Annotated in this window: 21 protein-coding genes; 12 read left to right on the top strand and 9 right to left on the bottom strand. The window is 67.7% G+C overall.

Annotated elements, in window-relative coordinates:
- Positions 1 to 21: 21 nt before the first annotated feature.
- The 5 genes from CXY91_RS24495 (at position 22) to CXY91_RS24475 (ending at position 4640) form a co-directional block, all read left to right on the top strand.
- Positions 22 to 903, top strand: a complete 882-nt coding sequence (locus CXY91_RS24495) for an S-methyl-5'-thioadenosine phosphorylase (RefSeq protein ID WP_100964134.1) — start codon at positions 22 to 24, stop codon at positions 901 to 903.
- Between the two features lie 69 nt (positions 904 to 972).
- Positions 973 to 1518 (top strand): adenine phosphoribosyltransferase, encoded by a 546-nt coding sequence (locus tag CXY91_RS24490; protein WP_091839483.1) that lies wholly within the window; start codon positions 973 to 975, stop codon positions 1516 to 1518.
- Positions 1519 to 1522: 4 nt separating this feature from the next.
- Complete coding sequence (gene mtnA, locus CXY91_RS24485; RefSeq protein ID WP_100964132.1) at positions 1523 to 2632, top strand: S-methyl-5-thioribose-1-phosphate isomerase; 1110 nt, start codon at positions 1523 to 1525, stop codon at positions 2630 to 2632.
- Entirely contained in the window at positions 2629 to 3273 is a 645-nt protein-coding gene (locus CXY91_RS24480; RefSeq protein WP_100964130.1) for a class II aldolase/adducin family protein, read from the top strand. The genes mtnA and CXY91_RS24480 overlap by 4 nt, the downstream gene beginning before the upstream one ends.
- A gap of 53 nt (positions 3274 to 3326) precedes the next feature.
- A complete protein-coding gene (locus tag CXY91_RS24475; RefSeq protein ID WP_100964128.1) occupies positions 3327 to 4640 on the top strand; it encodes a GGDEF domain-containing protein in 1314 nt (437 codons plus the stop codon).
- Positions 4641 to 4661: 21 nt separating this feature from the next.
- On the opposite strand, the gene CXY91_RS24470 is transcribed toward CXY91_RS24475, so the two are convergent.
- Both CXY91_RS24470 and ychF read right to left on the bottom strand, forming a co-directional pair.
- Positions 4662 to 5675 carry a MaoC family dehydratase gene (locus CXY91_RS24470; protein WP_100964126.1) on the bottom strand — a complete coding sequence of 338 codons (1014 nt, stop codon included), beginning with the start codon at positions 5673 to 5675 and terminating at the stop codon, positions 4662 to 4664.
- A gap of 130 nt (positions 5676 to 5805) precedes the next feature.
- Positions 5806 to 6903: a redox-regulated ATPase YchF gene (ychF, locus tag CXY91_RS24465; RefSeq protein WP_091839282.1), complete on the bottom strand. Its 1098-nt coding sequence runs from the start codon at positions 6901 to 6903 to the stop codon at positions 5806 to 5808.
- A gap of 198 nt (positions 6904 to 7101) precedes the next feature.
- Between ychF and CXY91_RS24460 the strand changes: the two genes are divergently transcribed.
- Positions 7102 to 7701 (top strand): hypothetical protein, encoded by a 600-nt coding sequence (locus CXY91_RS24460; protein WP_091839287.1) that lies wholly within the window; start codon positions 7102 to 7104, stop codon positions 7699 to 7701.
- A gap of 8 nt (positions 7702 to 7709) precedes the next feature.
- Here CXY91_RS24460 and pth read toward each other — a convergent pair whose 3' ends face one another.
- The 7 genes from pth to CXY91_RS24425 form a co-directional block, all read right to left on the bottom strand.
- Entirely contained in the window at positions 7710 to 8321 is a 612-nt protein-coding gene (gene pth, locus CXY91_RS24455; protein WP_091839291.1) for an aminoacyl-tRNA hydrolase, read from the bottom strand.
- A gap of 85 nt (positions 8322 to 8406) precedes the next feature.
- Entirely contained in the window at positions 8407 to 9024 is a 618-nt protein-coding gene (locus CXY91_RS24450; RefSeq protein ID WP_091839295.1) for a 50S ribosomal protein L25/general stress protein Ctc, read from the bottom strand.
- 142 nt (positions 9025 to 9166) lie between these two features.
- Complete coding sequence (locus tag CXY91_RS24445) at positions 9167 to 11023, bottom strand: putative bifunctional diguanylate cyclase/phosphodiesterase (RefSeq protein ID WP_158673572.1); 1857 nt, start codon at positions 11021 to 11023, stop codon at positions 9167 to 9169.
- A gap of 92 nt (positions 11024 to 11115) precedes the next feature.
- Positions 11116 to 11679: a VUT family protein gene (locus tag CXY91_RS24440; RefSeq protein WP_100964269.1), complete on the bottom strand. Its 564-nt coding sequence runs from the start codon at positions 11677 to 11679 to the stop codon at positions 11116 to 11118.
- Positions 11680 to 11684: 5 nt separating this feature from the next.
- The gene (queC, locus tag CXY91_RS24435) at positions 11685 to 12407 is read right to left on the bottom strand and encodes a 7-cyano-7-deazaguanine synthase QueC (protein ID WP_100964122.1); all 723 of its coding nucleotides are present in this window, start codon (positions 12405 to 12407) and stop codon (positions 11685 to 11687) included.
- 191 nt (positions 12408 to 12598) lie between these two features.
- The gene (locus tag CXY91_RS24430; protein ID WP_091839305.1) at positions 12599 to 13543 is read right to left on the bottom strand and encodes a ribose-phosphate pyrophosphokinase; all 945 of its coding nucleotides are present in this window, start codon (positions 13541 to 13543) and stop codon (positions 12599 to 12601) included.
- 309 nt (positions 13544 to 13852) lie between these two features.
- Positions 13853 to 14398 carry a hypothetical protein gene (locus CXY91_RS24425; RefSeq protein ID WP_100964120.1) on the bottom strand — a complete coding sequence of 182 codons (546 nt, stop codon included), beginning with the start codon at positions 14396 to 14398 and terminating at the stop codon, positions 13853 to 13855.
- Between the two features lie 196 nt (positions 14399 to 14594).
- Between CXY91_RS24425 and CXY91_RS24420 the strand changes: the two genes are divergently transcribed.
- The 6 genes from CXY91_RS24420 (at position 14595) to CXY91_RS24395 (ending at position 19850) form a co-directional block, all read left to right on the top strand.
- The gene (locus tag CXY91_RS24420; protein ID WP_100964118.1) at positions 14595 to 14849 is read left to right on the top strand and encodes an accessory factor UbiK family protein; all 255 of its coding nucleotides are present in this window, start codon (positions 14595 to 14597) and stop codon (positions 14847 to 14849) included.
- A 353-nt stretch (positions 14850 to 15202) separates the two neighbouring features.
- Positions 15203 to 15709 (top strand): type III secretion system chaperone family protein, encoded by a 507-nt coding sequence (locus tag CXY91_RS24415; RefSeq protein WP_091839316.1) that lies wholly within the window; start codon positions 15203 to 15205, stop codon positions 15707 to 15709.
- An 82-nt stretch (positions 15710 to 15791) separates the two neighbouring features.
- A complete protein-coding gene (gene proC / locus CXY91_RS24410) occupies positions 15792 to 16607 on the top strand; it encodes a pyrroline-5-carboxylate reductase (protein ID WP_100964116.1) in 816 nt (271 codons plus the stop codon).
- Positions 16608 to 16676: 69 nt separating this feature from the next.
- Entirely contained in the window at positions 16677 to 17405 is a 729-nt protein-coding gene (locus CXY91_RS24405) for a TetR family transcriptional regulator (protein ID WP_100964114.1), read from the top strand.
- A gap of 112 nt (positions 17406 to 17517) precedes the next feature.
- On the top strand, positions 17518 to 19494 hold the full coding sequence (locus CXY91_RS24400) for a methyl-accepting chemotaxis protein (RefSeq protein WP_158673571.1): 1977 nt from the start codon (positions 17518 to 17520) through the stop codon (positions 19492 to 19494).
- Entirely contained in the window at positions 19491 to 19850 is a 360-nt protein-coding gene (locus CXY91_RS24395) for a tRNA-binding protein (protein WP_100964112.1), read from the top strand. Before CXY91_RS24400 ends, CXY91_RS24395 begins: the two co-directional genes overlap by 4 nt.
- The last annotated feature ends 87 nt before the right edge of the window (positions 19851 to 19937 follow it).

Genomic DNA, 19937 nt, shown 5'->3' with positions numbered 1-19937 from the left:
GCAATCATCGGAGGCTGAGGCATGGCTGAAGCGGTTCTGGGCATCATCGGCGGGTCCGGCATCTATGACCTGCCGGGCCTGACAGATCTGCGCGAGGAGCGGATCGAGAGCCCCTGGGGCGAACCGTCCGACGTGCTCCGGATCGGGCGGATGGGAGAGACGAAAATCGTCTTCCTGCCCCGCCATGGCCGCGGCCATGCGATCCCGCCCTCGGAGATCAACTACCGCGCCAATATCGACGTGCTGAAGCGGGCAGGGGTGACCGATCTCGTCTCGCTCTCGGCCTGCGGCTCCTACAAGGCCGAGCTCTATCCCGGCCTGTTCGTGCTGGTCGACCAGTTCGTCGATCGCACGGCAGGTCGCGCCAGCTCCTTCTTCGGCAAGGGTTGCGTCGCCCATGTCTCGGTGGCGCATCCGGTCGGCCCGGCCTTGCAGGGGCGGATCGCCGCTGCGGCGACGGCGGAGGACCTGCCGTTCGTCAAGGGCGGTACGCTCGTCACCATGGAAGGCCCGCAATTCTCGACGCTGGCGGAATCGCTGACCTACAAAGACCTCGGTTACGACCTGATCGGCATGACGGCGATGCCGGAGGCCAAGCTCGCACGCGAGGCCGAGATCACCTACGCCACCGTCGCGATGGTGACCGACTATGATTGCTGGCATGAGGAGCATGGAGTGGTCGACGTCGCCTCCGTGATCGCAGTGCTGCACGCCAATGCCGACAAGGCCCGCCGGCTGGTGGCGCGGCTCGCCGCCGACTTCCCGCGCGAGCGCGAAGCCTGCCCGGCCGGCTCGCACAATGCGCTGGACTTCGCCATCGTCACGGCGCCGGAGCATCGCGACCCCAACCTCGTGGCCAAGCTCGACGCGGTGGCCGGGCGCGTGCTGACGGCGCAGGGCTGACGCTGCGCCGGCTTTCCCGGACCGGCCACCTCGGGTTAAGAGGAGCCGCCCCAGCCGATGGACTTTGTCATGGACCGCAGCGCGCTCGACGATCTGAAGAATGCGATCCGGACGATCCCCGACTATCCGGCGCCGGGAATCCAGTTCCGCGACATCACCACGCTGCTCGGCGATGCCCGTGCCTTCCGTCGTGCCGTAGACGAACTGGTGCAGCCTTTCGCCGGGCTGAAGATCGCCAAGATCGCCGGGATCGAAGCGCGCGGCTTCATCCTCGGCGGCGCCGTGGCGCACCAGCTCTCGGCCGGCTTCGTGCCGGTGCGCAAGAAGGGCAAGCTGCCGCATGAGACGGTCGGCATGCCGTATTCGCTCGAATATGGCGACGACGAGATCGAGGTACACAGAGACGCGGTCTCGCGCGGCGAGCGCGTGCTGCTGGTCGACGACCTCGTCGCCACCGGCGGCACGGCCGAGGCGGCGGTGAAGCTGCTCTCTTCGCTCGGGGCCGAGGTCGTCGCCGCCTGCTTCATCATCGACCTGCCGGACCTCGGCGGCGCCGACAGGGTCAGGCGGCTCGGCGTGCCGGTGCGCACGCTGGTCTCCTTCGCGGGGCATTGAGGCGATGAAGATCCACGGGCGGCATTACCGCACCATCTGGCTCGACGAGGACGGCTGGGGCGTTGTCGTTATCGACCAGACGCGGCTGCCCTTCCATTTCGAGACGGTGAGGCTGGCGACGGCCGAAGAAGCCGCGCATGCGATCCGCCACATGACGGTGCGGGGCGCCCCCCTCATCGGCGCGACCGCGGCCTACGGCGTCGCGCTGGCTTTGCGCGTCGATGCCTCCGACGCCTGCCTGGAGCAGGCGCTTGCATTGCTCGGCGCGACCCGGCCGACGGCGGTCAACCTGCACTGGGCACTGGCGCGGATGCGCCGGCGCCTGACCGGCCTGCCGCAAGCCGAGCGCGTCGCTGCGGCCTATGCCGAGGCGGGGGCGATCTGCGACGAGGATGTCGCGCTCTGCCATGCCATCGGCGAGCATGGCCTCGGCGTGATCCGCGAGATCGCGGCGAGAAAGCCGGCAGGCGAGCCGGTCAACATCCTGACCCATTGCAATGCCGGCTGGCTCGCCACCGTCGACTGGGGCACGGCGCTGGCGCCGATCTATCTGGCTCACGATGCCGGCATCCCCGTCCATGTCTGGGTCGACGAGACCCGGCCGCGCAACCAGGGCGCGGCGCTGACAGCCTATGAGCTCGGCAGCCATGGCGTGCCACATGCGGTGATCGTCGACAATGCCGGCGGCCATCTGATGCAGCACGGGCAGGTCGACATGGTGATCGTCGGCACCGACCGGACGACCGCCAGCGGCGACGTCGCCAACAAGATCGGCACCTATCTCAAGGCGCTGGCGGCCAAGGACAACGGCGTGCCGTTCTATGTGGCGCTGCCCTCACCGACGATCGACTGGACGCTGCAGGACGGGCTGCGGGAGATCCCGATCGAGGAACGCAGCCAGCGCGAGGTCACGCATCTGTTCGGCCAGGCTGAGGATGGTCGCACCGGCTTCTTCCAGGTCGCGGCGCCGGGCAGCGCGGCCTGCAACCCGGCTTTCGACGTGACGCCAGCGCGGCTCGTCACCGGGCTGATCACCGAGCGTGGCATCGCGCCGGCGAGTGCCGAGGGCCTGGCCCGGCTGTTTCCGGACCTCGCACAGGGACAAGCGGCATGAGCGAACAGGCATTGCGCGAGGAAATCGTCGCGGTCGCGCAGGCGATCGACAAGGCTGGCTTCTGCCCGTCGAAATCCGGCAATGTCTCCGCCCGCTTCGGCGACGGATTCCTCCTGACGCCGTCGGGCCTGCCCTATGCGCGAACCAAGCCGGAGGACCTGATCCACGTCGCCCTCGACGGGACGGTCCTGAGCGGCAGCCGAAAGCCGTCATCGGAATGGCCGTTCCATGTCGCGATCTACAAGGCGCGACCTGATGCGCAGGCGATCGTCCACACCCATTCGCCGCGCGCCACGGCGCTGTCCTGCGCGCGGCGCGGCATCCCTGCCTTCCATTACATGATCGCGCTTTGCGGCGGCGCCGACGTCCGCTGCGCCGACTACGCGACCTTCGGCTCGCCGGAACTGGCGGAGAATGCGGTCAGGGCGCTGGAGGGACGCAAGGCGGTGCTGCTCGCCAATCACGGCGTGATCGCGCTGGGCGCGAGCCTGGCGGGGGCGCACACCATCGTCGCCGAGGTCGAGAACCTCGCGGGGCAGTATCTCGATCTGCTCGCCTCGGGGCTCGAGCCGGTCATCCTCGATGCGGCGGAGATGGAGCGCGTCTCGGCGAAGTTCGCAGGTTACGGCAAGGTCGGCTGATCTTAAGGGCCGATCTCACCGGTTGTTAACGGCTCTGCGCTATAGGGGGCCGGATGAAGCTCTCGCGCTATCTGCTCGACTCGCTTGACGCCCTCGGTATCGGCGTTTGCGAATACGATGGCGAGATGCGGGCGCTGTGCTGGAACCAGACCTTCCTGCAGATATTCCCCGAGGACGTGGGCGAGATCTATGTCGGCGAGCCTTATGCCGACAATCTTCAGCGCTTCTATCGGCTCCGTCTCTCGCCCGAGGAGATGCCGGAGATCGCGCGGCATGTCGCCGAAGGCGTGACCCGCCACGAGAACCAGACACAGCCCTTCGAGTTCATTCACAACGGCCGCAAGCTGCGCGCCTCCTCGCTGCGGGCTCCGGATGGCGGCCGCGTGCGGCTCTGGCAGACGCTCGATGTCGAGACGCCTTCCGAGGCAGCCCCCGAACTGGTGTTGCCGGTCATTGACGCGCTTCGCTTCATCCCCGACGGCGCCACCATCCTCGATGCGAAGCAGCGGGTGATCGCGACCAACAACGCCTTCCGGCGGCTCTACGACCTGCCCAGCGGCACCCCTGTGGTCGGCCGCACGCTGGACGACATCATCGCCTGGTGCTGGCGCGGCGCCTCGCCCATGGGCGCCTGGCGCGCGGCGATCAGCAACGGTCTGCGCTATGACGGCGTGCCCTTCGAAATCGAGTTGCCGGGCCAGCGTTGGCTCCGGCTGATCGCGCGGCATGGCAAGGGCGGCGTCAGCTTCTTCACCCATGCCGACATCACCGTCGCCAAGCGCCAGCAAATGGAACTGCTGGAAGCGCAAGAGGCGCTGCGCCGGGCCAATGCGGCGCTGGCGGAGCTGGCGGAAACCGACGGCCTGACCGGCCTCGCCAATCGCCGCCGCTTCGTGACCCGCCTCGCCGATGCTGCCGCCCGGCCGGAGCGGCTGGCGCTGATGATGATCGACGTCGACCACTTCAAGACGATCAATGATCGCTTCGGCCATCTCGTCGGAGACGCCTGCCTCAAGGCCATCGCCGAAGTCATCGCGGCCCAGGTCACCCAGGCTTCGGCGCTGGTCGCCCGGATCGGCGGCGAGGAATTCGGCGTCCTGCTCGGCGACGCGTCGATCGAGGCCGCGAAGGAGGTGGCGACGACCATCCGCCGCGCCCTGCGGCGCGTGCCCTGGCGCCTGCTTCATGACGAATTGACCGGCGTGACCGTCTCGATCGGTCTGTGCGCCGGGAGGGGGCCGCTGGACGGCACCAGCCTACACGCCAATGCCGACGAGGCGCTCTACGCCGCCAAGCGCAACGGCCGCGACCGCATCGAGCTGGCGAGCCCGCCGGCGGCCGCGGTTCCCCGGTGCATTGCCGGATAGAAGGGCGTCAGTCGGAGGGCCTCAGGCCGGCTTGCGTTCGATGAAGACGCAGCCGTCGAAGCTGAGCACCGTCTCGCCCTTCTGGTTGACGCCGGTGTTGTGGTGGAAGAACAGGCCCCAGTCCGGGCGCGAGACGCTCGGGCGCTTGTCGGCGACGGCCGAGTGATAGGTGATGCGGTCGCCGGCATAGACCGGTTTCAGCCAGCGCAGGTTCTTGAAGCCGGGCGAGGGGCCAAGCCGCGGGGCTGCGGCCGGCGCGAGCATGGCCTCCTGCCGGCGGCGGTGGCTGACCATCGCCGCCATCCAGCCCGCCGCCGTATGCCAGCCGGAGGCGCAGAGGCTGCCGAAGGAGCTTTTCTTCGCCGCCTCTTCGTCCATGTGGAAGGGCTGCGGGTCGAAGGAGCGGGCGAAGGCGACGATCTCCTGCGGGGTGAAGACGAGGTTGCCGAGCTCGTAGCTGTCGCCGATCACGAGCTCGTCGAAATAGCGGGGAGGGGCGGTGGGCTGCGCGGGTGGCTCGACCGCAGTGGTCAGCTCCGGTGCCTGATAGCTGGCGGGATGTGCCAGCCAGTCGCCGCGTGCCGCCTCGAAGCCTGAGCCGCGGCGGCCGAACATGACCCAGTTGGTCTGCTCGACCACCGGCTCGCCGCGCTGGTTGAGCAGCTCGAAACGGAACTTCACCAGCCCCATCTCCGGTCGCGAGCGCGATTCCTTGGTCTCGGCGACGGTCCAGCGCAGGCGCAGCGTGTCGCCGGGCTTGACCGGGCGCAGCCATTTGACCTCCTCGATGCCGGGCGAGCCCATCGAGGTCGCATCGAGGAGAAAGGCTTCCGCCACCAGCCGCATCAGCAGCGCGCAGCTGTGCCAGCCGGAGCCGATCAGCGAGCCGACGAAGCTCGCCTTCGCCTTCTCGGGATCGATGTGGAAGTCCTGCGCGTCGAAACGCTCCGCGAATGCGAGGATGTCGTCCTGCGAGACGGGAAGCGAGCCGTACTCGTTGACCGAGCCCGGGACGAAGTCCTCGAAGTAGAGCATCGCTAGTCCATCTCGTTGATCAGGCGCGCATCCTGCGCGGGAGCCCGCCGATGATCGAGTGGAAAACGCGCAAACTCCGAATGCTCACCGCACATGGCGCCGGAGCGGTTTCCGCTCCGGCGGTGCGCGCTCAATTGGCGAAGCGGAAATGCAGCACGTCGCCGTCGGCGACGACATACTCCTTGCCTTCAAGGCGGAACTTGCCGGCCTCGCGCGCGCCTGCCTCGCCCTTGTTGGCGATGTAATCCGGGTAGGCGATGGTCTCGGCGCGGATATAGCCCTTCTCGAAATCGGTATGGATCACGCCGGCGGCGGCGGGGCCCTTGGTGCCGTTCTCGATCGTCCAGGCACGGGCCTCCTTCGGCCCGACGGTGAAATAGGTGACGAGGTTGAGCAGGGCGTAGCCGGCGCGGATCACCCGGTTGAGGCCGGGCTCGTCGAGACCGACGGCTTCGAGATAATCCTTCTGGTCGGCGGCCGGCAGCACCGCGATCTCGCTCTCGATCTTGGCCGAGACGACGACGGCGACCGCGCCTTCCTCGGCGGCGCGCGCCTTGACCTGCTCGGAGAAGGCGTTGCCCTTGTCGGCGCTGGCTTCCTCGACATTGCAGACATAGAGCACCGGCTTGGACGAGAGCAGGCCGAGCATCTCGAACGCCTTGCGCTCATCGGCTGCGACCTGGACCAGACGGGCCGGCTTGCCCTCGCGCAGCAGCACGAGGCAGCGGTTCATCAGGTCGGCGGCTTCCTTGGCTTCCTTGTCGCCGGACTTGGCCTTCTTCTCCAGCGGCAGGACGCGCTTCTCGAGGCTTTCGAGATCGGCCAGCATCAGCTCGGTCTCGATGATCTCGATATCGTTGACGGGCGAGACCTTGCCCTCGACATGGGTGATGTCGCCATCCTCGAAGCAGCGCACGACATGGGCGATGGCGTCGCATTCACGGATATTGGCGAGGAACTGATTGCCGAGGCCTTCGCCCTTGGAGGCGCCGCGCACGAGCCCGGCGATGTCGACGAAGGTCAGCCGGGTCGGGATGATCTCCTTCGAGCCGGCGATCGCGGCGAGCTTCTCCAGCCGCTCATCGGGAACGGCGACGTCGCCTACATTCGGCTCGATGGTGCAGAAGGGATAGTTCGCCGCCTGCGCCGCCGCGGTCTGCGTCAGCGCGTTGAAGAGGGTCGACTTGCCGACATTCGGCAGGCCGACGATACCGCATTTGAAGCCCATGGTGCCCGTCCAGTGCATCGCGGCGGATTTCGTCGCCGCGGAAACGTATCTCGGTTCTCCCGGGCCTTATTGGGTGCAGAGCAGCAAAAGACAAGATGGCGGGTTGCGGCGCGGCTCACGCGAACGTGCATGGCGGCGCCTTTGCCGAGCGCGCACGAGTGGGCGCGACGGTCAAAAACCGGCTACCGGAGCTGCCCCATGCGCCTTGCCTCGCTCGCCCTGATCGGCCTCGTTACACTCTTCTCCGCCGGCGTGCAGGCGCAGACGCCGCAGACCCGCATACGCGGTACGGTCGAGCGGCTCGACGGCCAGTCGCTCACCGTCAAGACGCAGGAAGGCACGACGGCGGTCGCTCTTGCCTCGAACTATTCTGTCGGCGCGGTGGTGAAGGCCGGGATAGCCGACATCAAGAAGGGCAGCTTCATCGGCGTCGGCGCCCGCATGTTGCCCGGGGGCGGGCTGTCGGCCGTGCAGGTCTTCATCTTCCCCGAGGCGATGCGCGGCACGGGCGAGGGGCACCGGCCCTGGGCCGTGCTGCCAGAGGCGACGATGACGAACGCGACAGTGGCCGAAACGGTCTCGCGGGTCGACGGCGGCAGCGTCACGCTGACCTATCCGGGCGGCGAGCAGACGATCGCGATCACGCCCGAGGCCAACATCATCATGGCCGCGCCGGCGGAAGCTGCCGATCTCGTGGCGGGCGCGCAGGTGGTGCTGACGGCGAGCCGGCAAGCCGATGGCAGCCTGTCGAGCAACCGGGTGACGATCGCCAAGGCAGGCGCTCAGCTGCCGCTCTGAGGAGAGCCTTATTCGGACTTCTCGCCGAGGCGCTTCACTGCGCCATGGCCGCGCGCGTCCATGAAGAGGTGGACCTTGTTCTGGAAGCCGGCATCGTCATGGGCGGCGAGCAGGGCTGCATTGTCGGCGCAGGCCGTGCAGAGGTCCTCGACCCAGGGCTCCTCGGCCTTGCCGAAATCATTGAGCACGTAGGCATGGACCAGCGCCTTGTCGCCGGGATGGCCGATGCCCATCCGCACCCTGCGATAGTCGTTGCCGATCGCGGCCGTTGTCGAGCGCAGGCCGTTATGGCCGGCATTGCCGCCGCCGAGCTTCACCCGCAGCTTGGCAGGAGGAAGGTCCAGCTCGTCATGGAAGACGACGACGTCGGCGGGAGCGACCTTGAAGAAGCGCGCGGCTTCGCCGATCGCGCGGCCGGACTCGTTCATATAGGTCTGCGGCAGCAGCAGCAGAGCCTTCTCGCCGCCGATCGTCGCTTCGCAGGCGTAAGCCTGGAAGCGGGCGCGCCAGGGCGAGGCGTTGCAGGCGCGGGCGATCGCCGCGACCGCCATGAAGCCGATATTGTGGCGGTTGCGGGCATAGCGTTGGCCGGGATTGCCGAGGCCGGCGAAGATCAGCATCGTTCGGTTCCGCACCGGTTGTCATAGCAAAACGGCCGGGCATGCCCGGCCGTCCGCAAGCATAGTCCCGAAGGAGGCGCCAGGCTCAGGCCTTGGCGGCTTCGGCTTCGCCCTCGGCGGCGACGGGCTCCTCGTCCTCGACCGTCGGCGGAATGATCGTGACCAGGGTCAGATCCTTGGTCGAGGTCAGGCTGACGCCGGCCGGCAGCTTCAGCGCGTCGATGTGCAGCGTATCACCGACTTCGAGCCCGGCGACCGAGACCTCGATGAACTCGGGGATGCTCTCGGGAGCGACTTCGATCTCGAGCGAGTGCGCGACGATCTGGAGGGCGCCGCCGTTCTTCAGGCCCGGCGACTGCTCCTGGCCGACGACGTGCAGCGGAACCTCGACCTTGATGGTCTGGCCGGCGGCGACGCGCAGGAAGTCGACGTGGATCGGGAAATCCTTGACCGGGTCGAGCTGGTAGTCGCGCGGAATGGCGCGCGTCTTCTTGCCGGCGACGTCGATCTCGAACAGCGTGGTCAGGAAGTGACCAGCATAGATCATCTGGCGGGTCTTGTTGGCATCGAGCGCGATGGCGACGGGGGCTTCGCCCGCACCATAGATCACGGCGGGAGTGAGGCCCTGGCGACGAACTGCCCGGGCGGCCCCCTTGCCGACCTGGGCGCGCGCCGAAGCCTGAATCTGCTTCACGGCGGTCATGTGTCTGATCCTTAGTTCTTCAAAAGACATGGCCGCCTGCCGGCGGCCATTGCGGTTTGCGCCCCTGCCTCCAAGGGTGTCAGTGGGGCGCAGGCAGGCTCATAGGCGAAACCGGGGACAATCTCAAGTCCAGAGCCGGATTTCAGGCGGCGCTGGCGGACGGGCGCGCCGGCGAGTTCGACAGCGCGCGGCTGAAACTGCCGACGAAGGCGGGGACCGCCTCGGCCGGCATCGGCCGCGAATAATGATAGCCCTGGCCGAGGCAGCAGCCCATTGCGGCCAGGCGCCGGGCCTGGCCGTCGGTCTCGATGCCCTCGGCCACGATCCGCATGCCGAGCCGGCTGGCGACGCCGATCAGCGCCTCGACGATGGCGCTGTTCCTGGTTCCACCCTCGATGCCGGCGACGAAGGACTTGTCGATCTTGATCGTGTCGACCGGAAAATCGAGCAGGTGGGTGAGGGAGGCGAAGCCGGTGCCGAAATCGTCGAGCGCGACGAGGATGCCGCGTTCGCGCAGGGCTTCCATGGTCCGCGCGACCCCGTCTCGGCGCCCGCCCATGATCACCTGCTCGGTGATCTCGACGACGAGGTGCTCGAGCGGTACCTGCGCCCGTTCGAACGCCCTGACGATGCGCTGGACGAGATCGCCCTTCTGGAAGTCGGCGGAGGTCACGTTGAGCCCGACGAAGGGAATCGACAGGCCCTCGCGCCGCCAATGCGCCATGTCGCCGGCGATCGCGGGAAGCATCTGGTTGGAGATGCGATGGGCGAGCTTCGGATCGAGAAGGGCGTCCTGGAACTCGCCGGCGGCCACCACGCGCCCGTCGTCGAGACGCAAGCGCGCCAGCGCCTCCATGCCCCGGACCTCGCCGGTGTCGAGCCGGACGATCGGCTGGTAGTAGGGAATCAGGCGGCCGGCGCTGAGCGCGTCGCCGACGCTGCGGATCGTCTGGATGCGGCGGATCATCGAGGTCCGCAGGCCGCCCTTGAAGCGGACATAACCGCCGCGCCGCGTCTCCTTGGCGTGGTAGAGCGCGAAATCGGCATTCTGGCGCAAGGTGACGCTATCGGCACCGTCTTCCCCGGCGATGGCGCCGCCGATGGTGACGCTCGGGACGATACTCGTCCCCTCGCAATCGATCGGCAGATGCATTGCGGCGAGTATGGCACCAGCGACGCCGCGCAACTGCCCGGCCTTGTCGCAGCCCGGCACCAGCACGGCGAACTCGTCGCCGCCGATCCTGAAGGCGGTTCCCTTCGGTGCCACGCTGGCGAGGCGGGCGCCGACGACCTCGATCAGCCGATCGCCGACGGGGTGGCCCATCGTGTCGTTGACCGCCTTGAGGTGGTCGATGTCGATCAGGATAAGGCCGAAGCGCGACGAGGGCTGCCGTGTCGCCTGCGCGATCGCCTCGTTGAAGCGGGCCCGGTTCGGCAGGCCGGTCAACGTATCGAAATAGGCGAGGCGGTGATTGCGGGCGTTCACCTCCTCATGCTCGATCGCGATGGCGCAGAGATGCACGCAGGTCTCGACGATCCGGCGCTCGAACGGTGTCGCACCGCGTGGCTCGCCATAATAGAAGGCGAAGCTGCCGACGACGCGCCCGTCGCGCGCGGCGATCGGGCTCGACCAGCAGGCCCGCAGACCGAGCGGCAGCACGAGCGCGCGATAGCCCTCCCAGAGCGGGTCATTGGCGATGTCGGTCACCTCGACCGGGCTCTTGCGGTAGATCGCGGTGCCACAGGAGCCGACGCGAGGGCCGATCGGGATGCCGTTGATCGCTTCGCCATAGGATCGCGGCAGGCTCGGCGCTGCGAGCGGCCGCAGCTGGAAATCGGCGTCGATGGTGACGACCGAGCAGACGACGCCGGGAGCGAGCGCTTCGACCCGCTTGCACAGCGTGGCCATGATCGCCGCCAGTTCCTCACCGCGTGCGATCGATTCCAGGATGGCGTTTTGCAGGGATTGCAGACGCTCGACGGAATCGTGACGGCGCATCGGGACACTCGGCGGAACGGGAGGAGCCATCATGCCGCACGGGCATGAAATCGCCGTTTCCCGCTTAGGTCGAATTGTCGGTTTTTCGAACCTCAGGCGGGAGAGAGCCCGATCCGCTCGTCGCGCCGGCGCAGTAGATGCATCAGCGGCAACGCCAGCAGGACCATCCAGGCCTTGCCGATGATCTGGCCGGTCAGGAAGTCCAGGCTGCCGAAGGCGAGCCAGAGGAAGACCAGGCTGTCGACGACGAGGCCGAGCACGCTGGAGGCCGCGACGGCCGCGACGAAATGGCGGCGCTGCAGCGGCGTATAGACCGTAAAATCGGCGAGCTCGGAGAGCAGGAACGCCGTGGTCGAGGCCAGCACGATGGCCGGCGGGGCCAGCATGCCGGAGATCAGCGTGCCGATCGCGATCGCGCCGAGGCCGGCGAACGGGCCGAGGCGCCGCTGGACGATGTCGCGCAGCACGAGCGCGAGCCCGATCATCAGCACGCCGCTCGGCGCCTTGATGCCGGGCGCGACGGGCACGAGGCAGGGCCCGTCGGGCACGCAGACGGTGCCGACGTTTCCGATCATCCAGTTGGCGAGCGGAATGGTCAGGGTGAAGAGGGCGAGGGCGACGTAGCCCTCGATCTGGCGCTGCCGATCAATCGTCATGGTCACTAACAGCCTCTGGGTCCACTGTCGTCCGGCGCGGCCTCATAAGCCGCAAAGCCTCTGGCTCGCAAGTCGCATGCCGGGCAATGGCCGCAGCCATAACCCCAAGGATGGCGCTTGCTGCGGTCGCCGAGATAGCAGCTATGCGTGTCCTCGACCACCAGTTCGAGCAGGGGCTCGCCGCCAAGCTCCTTCGCCAGGGCGAAGGTCTGCGCCTTGTCGCGCCACATCAGCGGCGTATGCAGCACGAGCCTTCGGTCGAGCCCGAGTCCGAGCGCGACCTGCATCGCCTTGATCGTGTCGTCGCGGCAGTCGGGATAGCCGGAATAATCGGTCTCGCAGACGCCGAGCACGATGTGCTTGCAATCGCGGCGGTAGGCCAGCGCCGCGGCGAAGCTCAGGAAGATCAGGTTCCGGCCGGGAACGAAGGTGGTCGGCAGACCGGTCTCTGCGAAGGCGATCTCGCTCTCGCTGGTCAGCGCGGTGTCGGAGATCGCGCCCAGCGTCTTCAGGTCGAGCAGATGGTCCGGCCCGAGCCGGTCGGCGTAGACCGGCGCGAGGCCGGGCAGCCTTGCCCTGATCGTCTCGCGGCACTCCAATTCCACGCGATGGCGCTGGCCGTAGTCGAAACCGACGGTCTCGACGGCAGCGAATCGCTCCAGCGCCCAGGCCAGGGCGACAGTGGAATCCTGACCACCGGAGAAGAGGACGAGGGCACGCGAGGTCATGGCCGGTCCTTTCTCATCCTGCATCCAAGTCCGCGAGTCAGGCCGGGCGACCGGAGGGAGACCAGGCATCCGTTCCGGAGCCTTATTCGGAAAAGCTCCGGAATGGGTCCCGGATCTCGGCTTTGCTGGGTCCGGGATGACCCGCAAGGGTCAGTGAAACGTTGGAGAGAGGCAGCCTGCCGGCAGCTCGCTCAATCGAACAGGCTGGAGACGCTCGACTCGCTTGCGGTGCGCTCGATCGCCTCGCCCATCAGCCCGGCGATGGAGATGACGCGGATATTGCGCGCCACCTTCACCGCTTCGGTCGGCAGGATCGAATCGGTGATCACCAGCTCCTTGAGCTTGGAGGAGGCGATGCGCGCCACAGCCCCGCCGGAGAGCACGCCATGGGTGATGTAGGCGTAGACCTCGCGGGCGCCCTGGGCGAGCAGAGCCTCGGCCGCGTTCACCAGCGTGCCGCCGGAATCGACGATGTCGTCGAGCAGGATGCAGGAGCGGCCCTCGACCGTGCCGATGATGTTCATCACCTCGGACTCGCCCGGCCGGTCGCGGCGCTTGTCGACGATGGCGAGTGGCGCGTCGATGCGCTTGGCCAGCGCCCGCGCGCGCACCACGCCGCCGACGTCGGGCGAGACGACCATGGCGTTCTTCCACTCGAGCCGGTCCTTGATGTCGCGCGCCATCAGCGGGGCGCCGAACAGGTTGTCGGTCGGGATGTCGAAAAAGCCCTGGATCTGGCCGGCATGCAGGTCGAGCGTCAGCACGCGGTCGACGCCGGCATGGGCGATCAGGTTGGCGACGAGCTTGGCCGAGATCGGAGTACGGCCCGACGCGCGCCGGTCCTGCCGCGCATAGCCGAAATAGGGGATCACCGCCGTGATGCGCCTGGCCGAGGAGCGGCGCAGCGCGTCGGTGATGATCAGCAGCTCCATCAGGTGGTCATTGGTCGGGAACGAGGTCGACTGGATGATGAAGACATCCTGGCCGCGAACGTTCTCCTGGATCTCGACGAAGATTTCCATGTCTGCGAAGCGCCGCACCTGGGCCCGGGCGAGCGGGACGTCGAGATGGCCGCAGATGGCTTCGGCGAGCGGGCGATTGGAATTGCCGGCGACGACTTTGAAGGAGGAGGCCATGCCGGGTGCACCCGAAACGCAGATAAAGGTGAGCCGTCCGAACGGGGGCGGTCCAGTTTCGAAGGGCTCATAACAGTGTGATGACGCCGAGTCGACCAAAGAGGTGCGACATCCCCATGCAAATGCTGCACTGCAATGAGGCGCGGCGCACGTTTCACGGGAGGCCGAAGGGGCGTGCTTCGGAAGCGCGTCAGGTCCTCTTTCCCTAAACGGGGGAGAGCGGTGGCGCTACGGTCGATGAGCGTCGGCTCTTTCTCCTCCCAAACCCTCCCCCGTTCCGGGAGAGGGCTTCCGGGTAGCTCCGAGCTCCTAGCGCTTCTTCTCCGTATCCGCCTGAGCGGTGCGGGTCTTGCTCTTCGCGTCCGGCTTCGCTTCCGGGACCGGCGCGGTCGTCAGGAAGCCGGCGATCGCGTCGGCCGATTCGGACGCGGCCTTGGCGACGATGGTCTGGTCGATGCCGGCCCAGGGGTCACCGCCGCCGGCGCGGCGGCCGAGGCTCTCGCCCTGGACGCGCTGGGCGCGCTTCTTGCTCTCGTCATAGACGTCCCAGACGAAGGCGAGGGCGGTCTGGCCGTCCTCGGTGGGCTGGGCCGTGAGATAGCCGCGAACCCGGAAACGGGCCGGCTTGTCGCCGGGGACGATCTCCATCTTGCGCTCGGCCGCAGCTTCGCCGAGCAGGCCGGCGAAATGCGCCGTCACCTGGTCGGGCGCGCCCGAGATGCTCTGGACCGAGACCGGAACACCCGGCGCATCGACACGCGGCCGCGGCGCGGTCGCGGTGGTGGTTTCCTGGCAGCCCGCTAGCGCAAGCGCGGCGAGCGGCCCCAGAACGAGGCCGTTAAAACGTACCGACATGACGCCTCCCGCCCTTTGTTCGGGCTTGGATTGCTGGTCTTCCCTGCGGCGACCGTTTTAGGCGCAACGATCCCCAAGGTCCAGACAGGGCAGGCGAGGGCCCCGCCGGGCCGGTTGGGCCGCGGCGATTGCGCTACCGGCGCTCCTTCGCCATATCTCCCGGGAGGGCGCATGGAGCGCCTGCCGGAGAGTTCCGATGGTCAGCACGTCCAACCGTATCCTCGACGACATCGCCCGGCTGGCGACCGATGCCGCCGGCGCGGCGCAGGGCGTGCGTCGCGAGGTCGAGACCGTGGTCAAGACCCAGATCGAGCGGCTGCTGCGCGATCTCGACGTGGTGACACGCGAGGAATTCGAGGCGGTGCGCGAGATGGCGCTGCTGGTGCGTGAGGAGAACGACAAGCTCGCAGCCCGGCTGGCGGCGCTCGAGGCCAAGGCCGAGTCGAAGTAACTCCTCTGTCAAGTTTGGCCAGCGGCCAGCCAACAGCTTCGCGTTGTGGACAGTCCCGGTAAGGGATTGAGACCGGCGTCGAATCCGCAGAGCTTGCGTCGCGTACCGGGTGCCGACGGGCTCGATCAGAACCGCGCAGGTTCTGTTAGGGCTCCTGACTCGCCTGAGCTATCGTCGATGAAGAGAGGTGATTCGTCGGTAGGCTCTACTTGAGAGCCCGCCGATGAAGCGAAGATCATATCAGTGATCTTCTGGTCGGGTTGCGTGCCTTACGCTTTTCCAGTCGCCGTGTTCCCGTTCTTGAACAGGCCGCGCCTGCCGTCAGGGCCAGCGCCGGCTGTTGGACCCTGGGCATGATGGACCTTGATCTGGACGCTGAAACCGAACGCCCCTCCAACCCGCTCGATCTCGTCGAACGCCTCGCCGCACTGAACGACTGGAGCTTCGATCGCGACAGCGATGACGAACTCTCGGTTTCCGTTACCGGTGGCTGGGCCGACTACCATGTCGCGATCACCTGGCTCGGGGAAGTCGAGTCGCTGCACATCGCCTGTGCCTTCGACCTTCGGGTGCCGGACCGGCGCCGCAACGAGGTGATGACCCTCGTCAGCCTGGTCAACGAGCAGCTCTGGCTCGGGCATTTCGACCTGTGGAGCCGCGAGAATGTGGTGATGTACCGCCATGCGCTGCTGCTCTCGGGCGGGGCCGAGCCGACCGAGGAGCAGGCCGCGGGCCTGATCAAGGCGGCGATCGACGCCTGCGAGCGCTACTACCAGGCCTTCCAGTTCGTCGTCTGGGCCGGCAAGAACGCTCGCGAGGCGCTCGAGGGCGCGCTGCTGGAGACGGTCGGCGAGGCGTGAAAGCCAGCTGGTCCGGGCTTGACCGGAACCTTGCTTGGCGGTTCAGGTCCATGCGCAACCGCGCATCGACCGGAGACACGCCATGGCCAGCCCGCTTCCGCAGACCCTCACCCTTGTCGGCGCCGGCAAGATGGGCGGCGCCATGCTGGAGGGCTGGCTCAGCATAGGCGTGAACGGCGCGGGGATCACGCTGCTCGACCCGCATATCTCCGAGGAGATGCAGACGCTCGCCGCCACCCATGGCATGAGCGTCAACCCTGCCGCGCCGGCTCCCGCCGAGGTCGTGGTCCTGGCGACCAAGCCGCAAATGCTCGACACGGCCGCCCCTGCCGTGCAGGCGCTGATCGGCCCGAAGACGCTGCTGATCTCGATCCTCGCCGGCAAGACGCTCGGCGACCTCGCCGCCCGCCTGCCCAATGCGAACGCGATCGTGCGCGCCATGCCGAACCTGCCGGCTTCGGTCCGGCGCGGGATCACGGCCGCTGCGGCGGGCAAAGGCGTCAGCGAGGCGCAGCGGCAATTGGCCGATGCGCTGCTCGCCGGCGTCGGCAAGGTCGAGTGGCTCGGCGACGAGGGGCTGATCGACGCTGTCACCGCCGTTTCGGGCTCGGGGCCGGCCTATGTCTTCAACATGGTGGAATGCCTCGCGGCTGCCGGTGTCGCGGCAGGCCTGCCGGCCGAGATCGCCGAGCGCCTGGCGCGGGCGACGGTCGAGGGCGCCGGCGAGATGCTGTTCCAGTCGCCGCTGCCGCCGGCGACCTTGCGCCAGAACGTGACCTCGCCGGGGGGCACGACCGCGGCCGCGCTCGAAGTGCTGATGGCCGACAACGGCCTCGCACCGCTGATGCGACGCGCCGTCGCTGCCGCCAAACGCCGCGCCGAGGAGCTTTCCGGCTGACGCGGCCTTTCAACCGCCCATCTCACGCCTTAGCTTCTCTCGTATCAGCTCGCGACAGGAGAGACGTCGATGGCGCGCAAACCCGTTTCCCCCGAGGCCGATAAGCCGGCTGCGAAGCCTGAGCCGCGCCGTGCCGTCGTTGATGCACTGTTCCGGCTGGCGGCGGCGCAAGGTTGGGATGAGATCGAATTGCCGGCCATCGCCCGCGAGGCCGGTCTCAGCCTCGCCGAGCTCCGCGGGCTCTTCCCCTCCAAGCTCGCCATCCTCGGCGGCCTCGGCCGCATCCTCGACGATGCGGTGCTGGCCGGCAGCTCCGACGATCTCATGGAGGAATCCTATAGGGAGCGCGTCTTCGATCTGGTGATGCGCCGGCTCGATGCGCTCGCGCCCTACAAGGCCGGGCTCAAGGCGGTGATGCCGCATCTGCGCCGCCAGCCGCTGGCGCTCGCCGCACTCGGGCGCAATTCGCTAAACTCCTGGCGCTATCTACTGGCCTCGGCCGGCATCCCCACCGAGGACGATCTCGGCTCCGTCCGTGTCCGTGGCGCGACGCTGCTGATGGCGCGCGTACTCGACACCTGGCTGGAAGACGATGAGCCGGAGCTGTCGCGCACCATGGCCAAGCTCGACCGCGAGCTGAAGACAGCCGGGCAGATCATGGCGCGCGTCGAGGACGTCCACCGGCTGACGGCGCCGCTGCGCGGGCTGGCCCGCTCGCTCTGCTCGGGCGTGCGGCGCACACCGCGGCGCGAGCGTATGCGCAACGAGGAAAGCGACGACTACGCGGCGGCCATCTGATGCAATCTTCGGTTGTGGCCAGCAACTGCTGATTGTGGCAAAAAAGTGACAGCGTTAAGCAGCCATTAGCCACCTGTGGCGAATGTGAAGAATCACGTTCGCGAGGGGCGACATGTCTGCGTTGAAGAAGCTTACCGGGCTGTCGATCAGCCGTTCGTTCGGGCTGGTCGCCATTCTGGCCGCCGTCGTCACGGTTGCGAGCGTCGCGGTGACGCTCAATCAGGCCCGGATCGACATGCTCGATCTCAAGCGGTCCGAGGTGAAGAACGCAGTCGAGGCCGCCGCCTCCACGGTGAACGCCTATGTGGCGAAGGTGGAAAAGGGCGAACTCAAGGACGCCGACGCCCAGAAGCTCGCGCTCGACGCGATCGCCAACGCCCGCTTCGACGACGGCAACTACTTCTTCGTCATCCGCTATGACGGCTTCAACGTCGCCCACGCCAATCCGAAGCTGGTCGGCACCGACATGTCGCCGCTCAAGGACCCGACCGGCAAGTTCTTCGTCAAGGAACTGACGGACACGGCGCGGAACAAGGGGGCGGGCTTCGTCGACTACATGTGGGTGAAGCCCGGCGACAAGGAGCCGACGCCGAAAATCTCCTATGTCGTCGGCGTGCCGAAGTGGCAGTGGTCGATCGGCACCGGCATGCATGTCCACGCCGTCGAAGCCTCGTTCTACGGCCTGATCAAGGATGTCGCGGTCGTCCTGGTGCCGCTGGCGCTGCTGCTGCTCGGCCTCGTCGTCTTCCTGAGCCGCCGCGCCTCGGGGATGCTGCGCACGGTATCCGGCAATATGAGCACGCTGGCCGCCGGCGATCTCAAGGCGCCGATCGCCTATCAGGAGCGCCAGGACGAGGTCGGCAGCATGGCGCGCGCCCTCGTCGTCTTCCGCGACGCGGCGCTGACGAAGCAGCAGGTCGAGGCCGAGAAGGCGCAGGCCGAAGCCGATGCCGGCGAACAGCGCCGCGCAGCCGATACGCAGCGGAGCCTCAACGAGGCGCAGCGCGGCGAGGAGGCGAAGAAGCAGGCGGTTGTCGTCGACGCGCTCGGCGCCGGTCTGGAGCATTTGACCGAGGGCGACCTGACCTACCGGATCGAGGTTTCCTTCAGCGCCGAATACGCCAAGCTCAAGAACGACTTCAACGCCGCGATGGCGCATCTCGAAGAGACGATGCGTCAGATCGCGACCAATACCGAGAGCATGAAGGCGGGCGCCGGCGAGATCAGCCAGGCGGCCGACGACCTCGCCAGCCGCACCGAGCAGCAGGCTTCCTCCGTCGAGGAGACTGCGACGGCGCTCGACCAGCTGACCGCGACCGTGCGGCAGACCGCCGAGGGCGCGCGCCAGGCGAGCCACGCCACCACCCAGGTCAAGGGCGAGGCCGAGCAGTCCGGCCAGATCGTGCGCGAAGCCGTCGCCGCCATGAGCGGCATCGAGAAATCCTCCGAGGAGATCTCGCAGATCGTCGGCGTCATCGACGAGATCGCCTTCCAGACCAATCTCTTGGCGCTCAACGCCTCGGTCGAGGCGGCGCGCGCCGGCGATGCCGGCAAGGGCTTTGCGGTGGTCGCTTCCGAAGTGCGGGCGCTGGCGCAGCGCTCGGCGGATGCGGCCAAGGAGATCAAGGGCCTGATCACCGCCTCCAGCGTCGAGGTCGAGAAGGGTGTCGCGCTGGTCGGCCAGACCGGCACGGCGCTGGAGCGGATGTCGGGCGAGATCACCCGCGCCACCTCGCTGGTCGCCGAGATCGCCTCGGCCGCCCAGGAGCAGGCGACGGGGCTGCAGGAGGTCAACACCGCAGTCAACGAGATGGACCAGGCGACGCAGCAGAACGCCGCCATGGCCGAGCAGTCGACCGCCGCCTCGCAGGCCCTGGCCCAGGAAGCCGACAGGCTCGCCGCGCTGGTCGGGCGCTTCAGGCTCGGCGGCGACGTGGTTGCCTTGAAGGCGATGGCGGGCAAGATGGCGCAGGCTGCGGCGCCTGCGCCGCGCCCGGCGCGCGCCATGGCGGCCGCGCCTGCCTCGAACCATGGCAGGGCCGCGCGCAAGGTCGCCAATGGCGGCGATCGCGGCTGGGAGGAATTTTGAGTACGCCTAGCGAGATCGCCGCTGAGATCGGCTTCGACGATTTCCTCAAGGTCGACATCCGCGTCGGCACCATCGTCGAAGCCGCTCCCTTCCCCGAAGCGCGCAAGCCCGCAATCAAGCTGGTGATCGACTTCGGCGGCACGATCGGCCGCAAGAAGTCGTCCGCGCAGATCACCAGGCACTACCGGCCCGAGGACCTCACGGGCCGGCAGGTGCTGGCGGTGGTCAACTTCCCGCCGCGCCAGATCGGCAAGTTCATGTCGGAGGTGTTGACCCTGGGCGTTCCGGATGGCGATGGCGAGGTCGTGCTGATCGGCCCATCGCTCGAGGTGCCCGCCGGCGGGCGGCTGTACTGATTAGGACTAACGCCTTTGGGAGCGATTGCCCCGAAGAGGGCGGCCTCGACATCTCCCGTAGTGTCATCCCGGACAAGCCGCGCAGCG

Source organism: Allobosea sp. FBZP-16 (assembly GCF_002831785.1).
Classification (GTDB): Bacteria; Pseudomonadota; Alphaproteobacteria; order Rhizobiales; family Beijerinckiaceae; genus Allobosea; species Allobosea lupini.
Note: the sequence above shows the minus strand (reverse complement) of the source record. Positions and strands in the feature narration are given on the sequence as shown.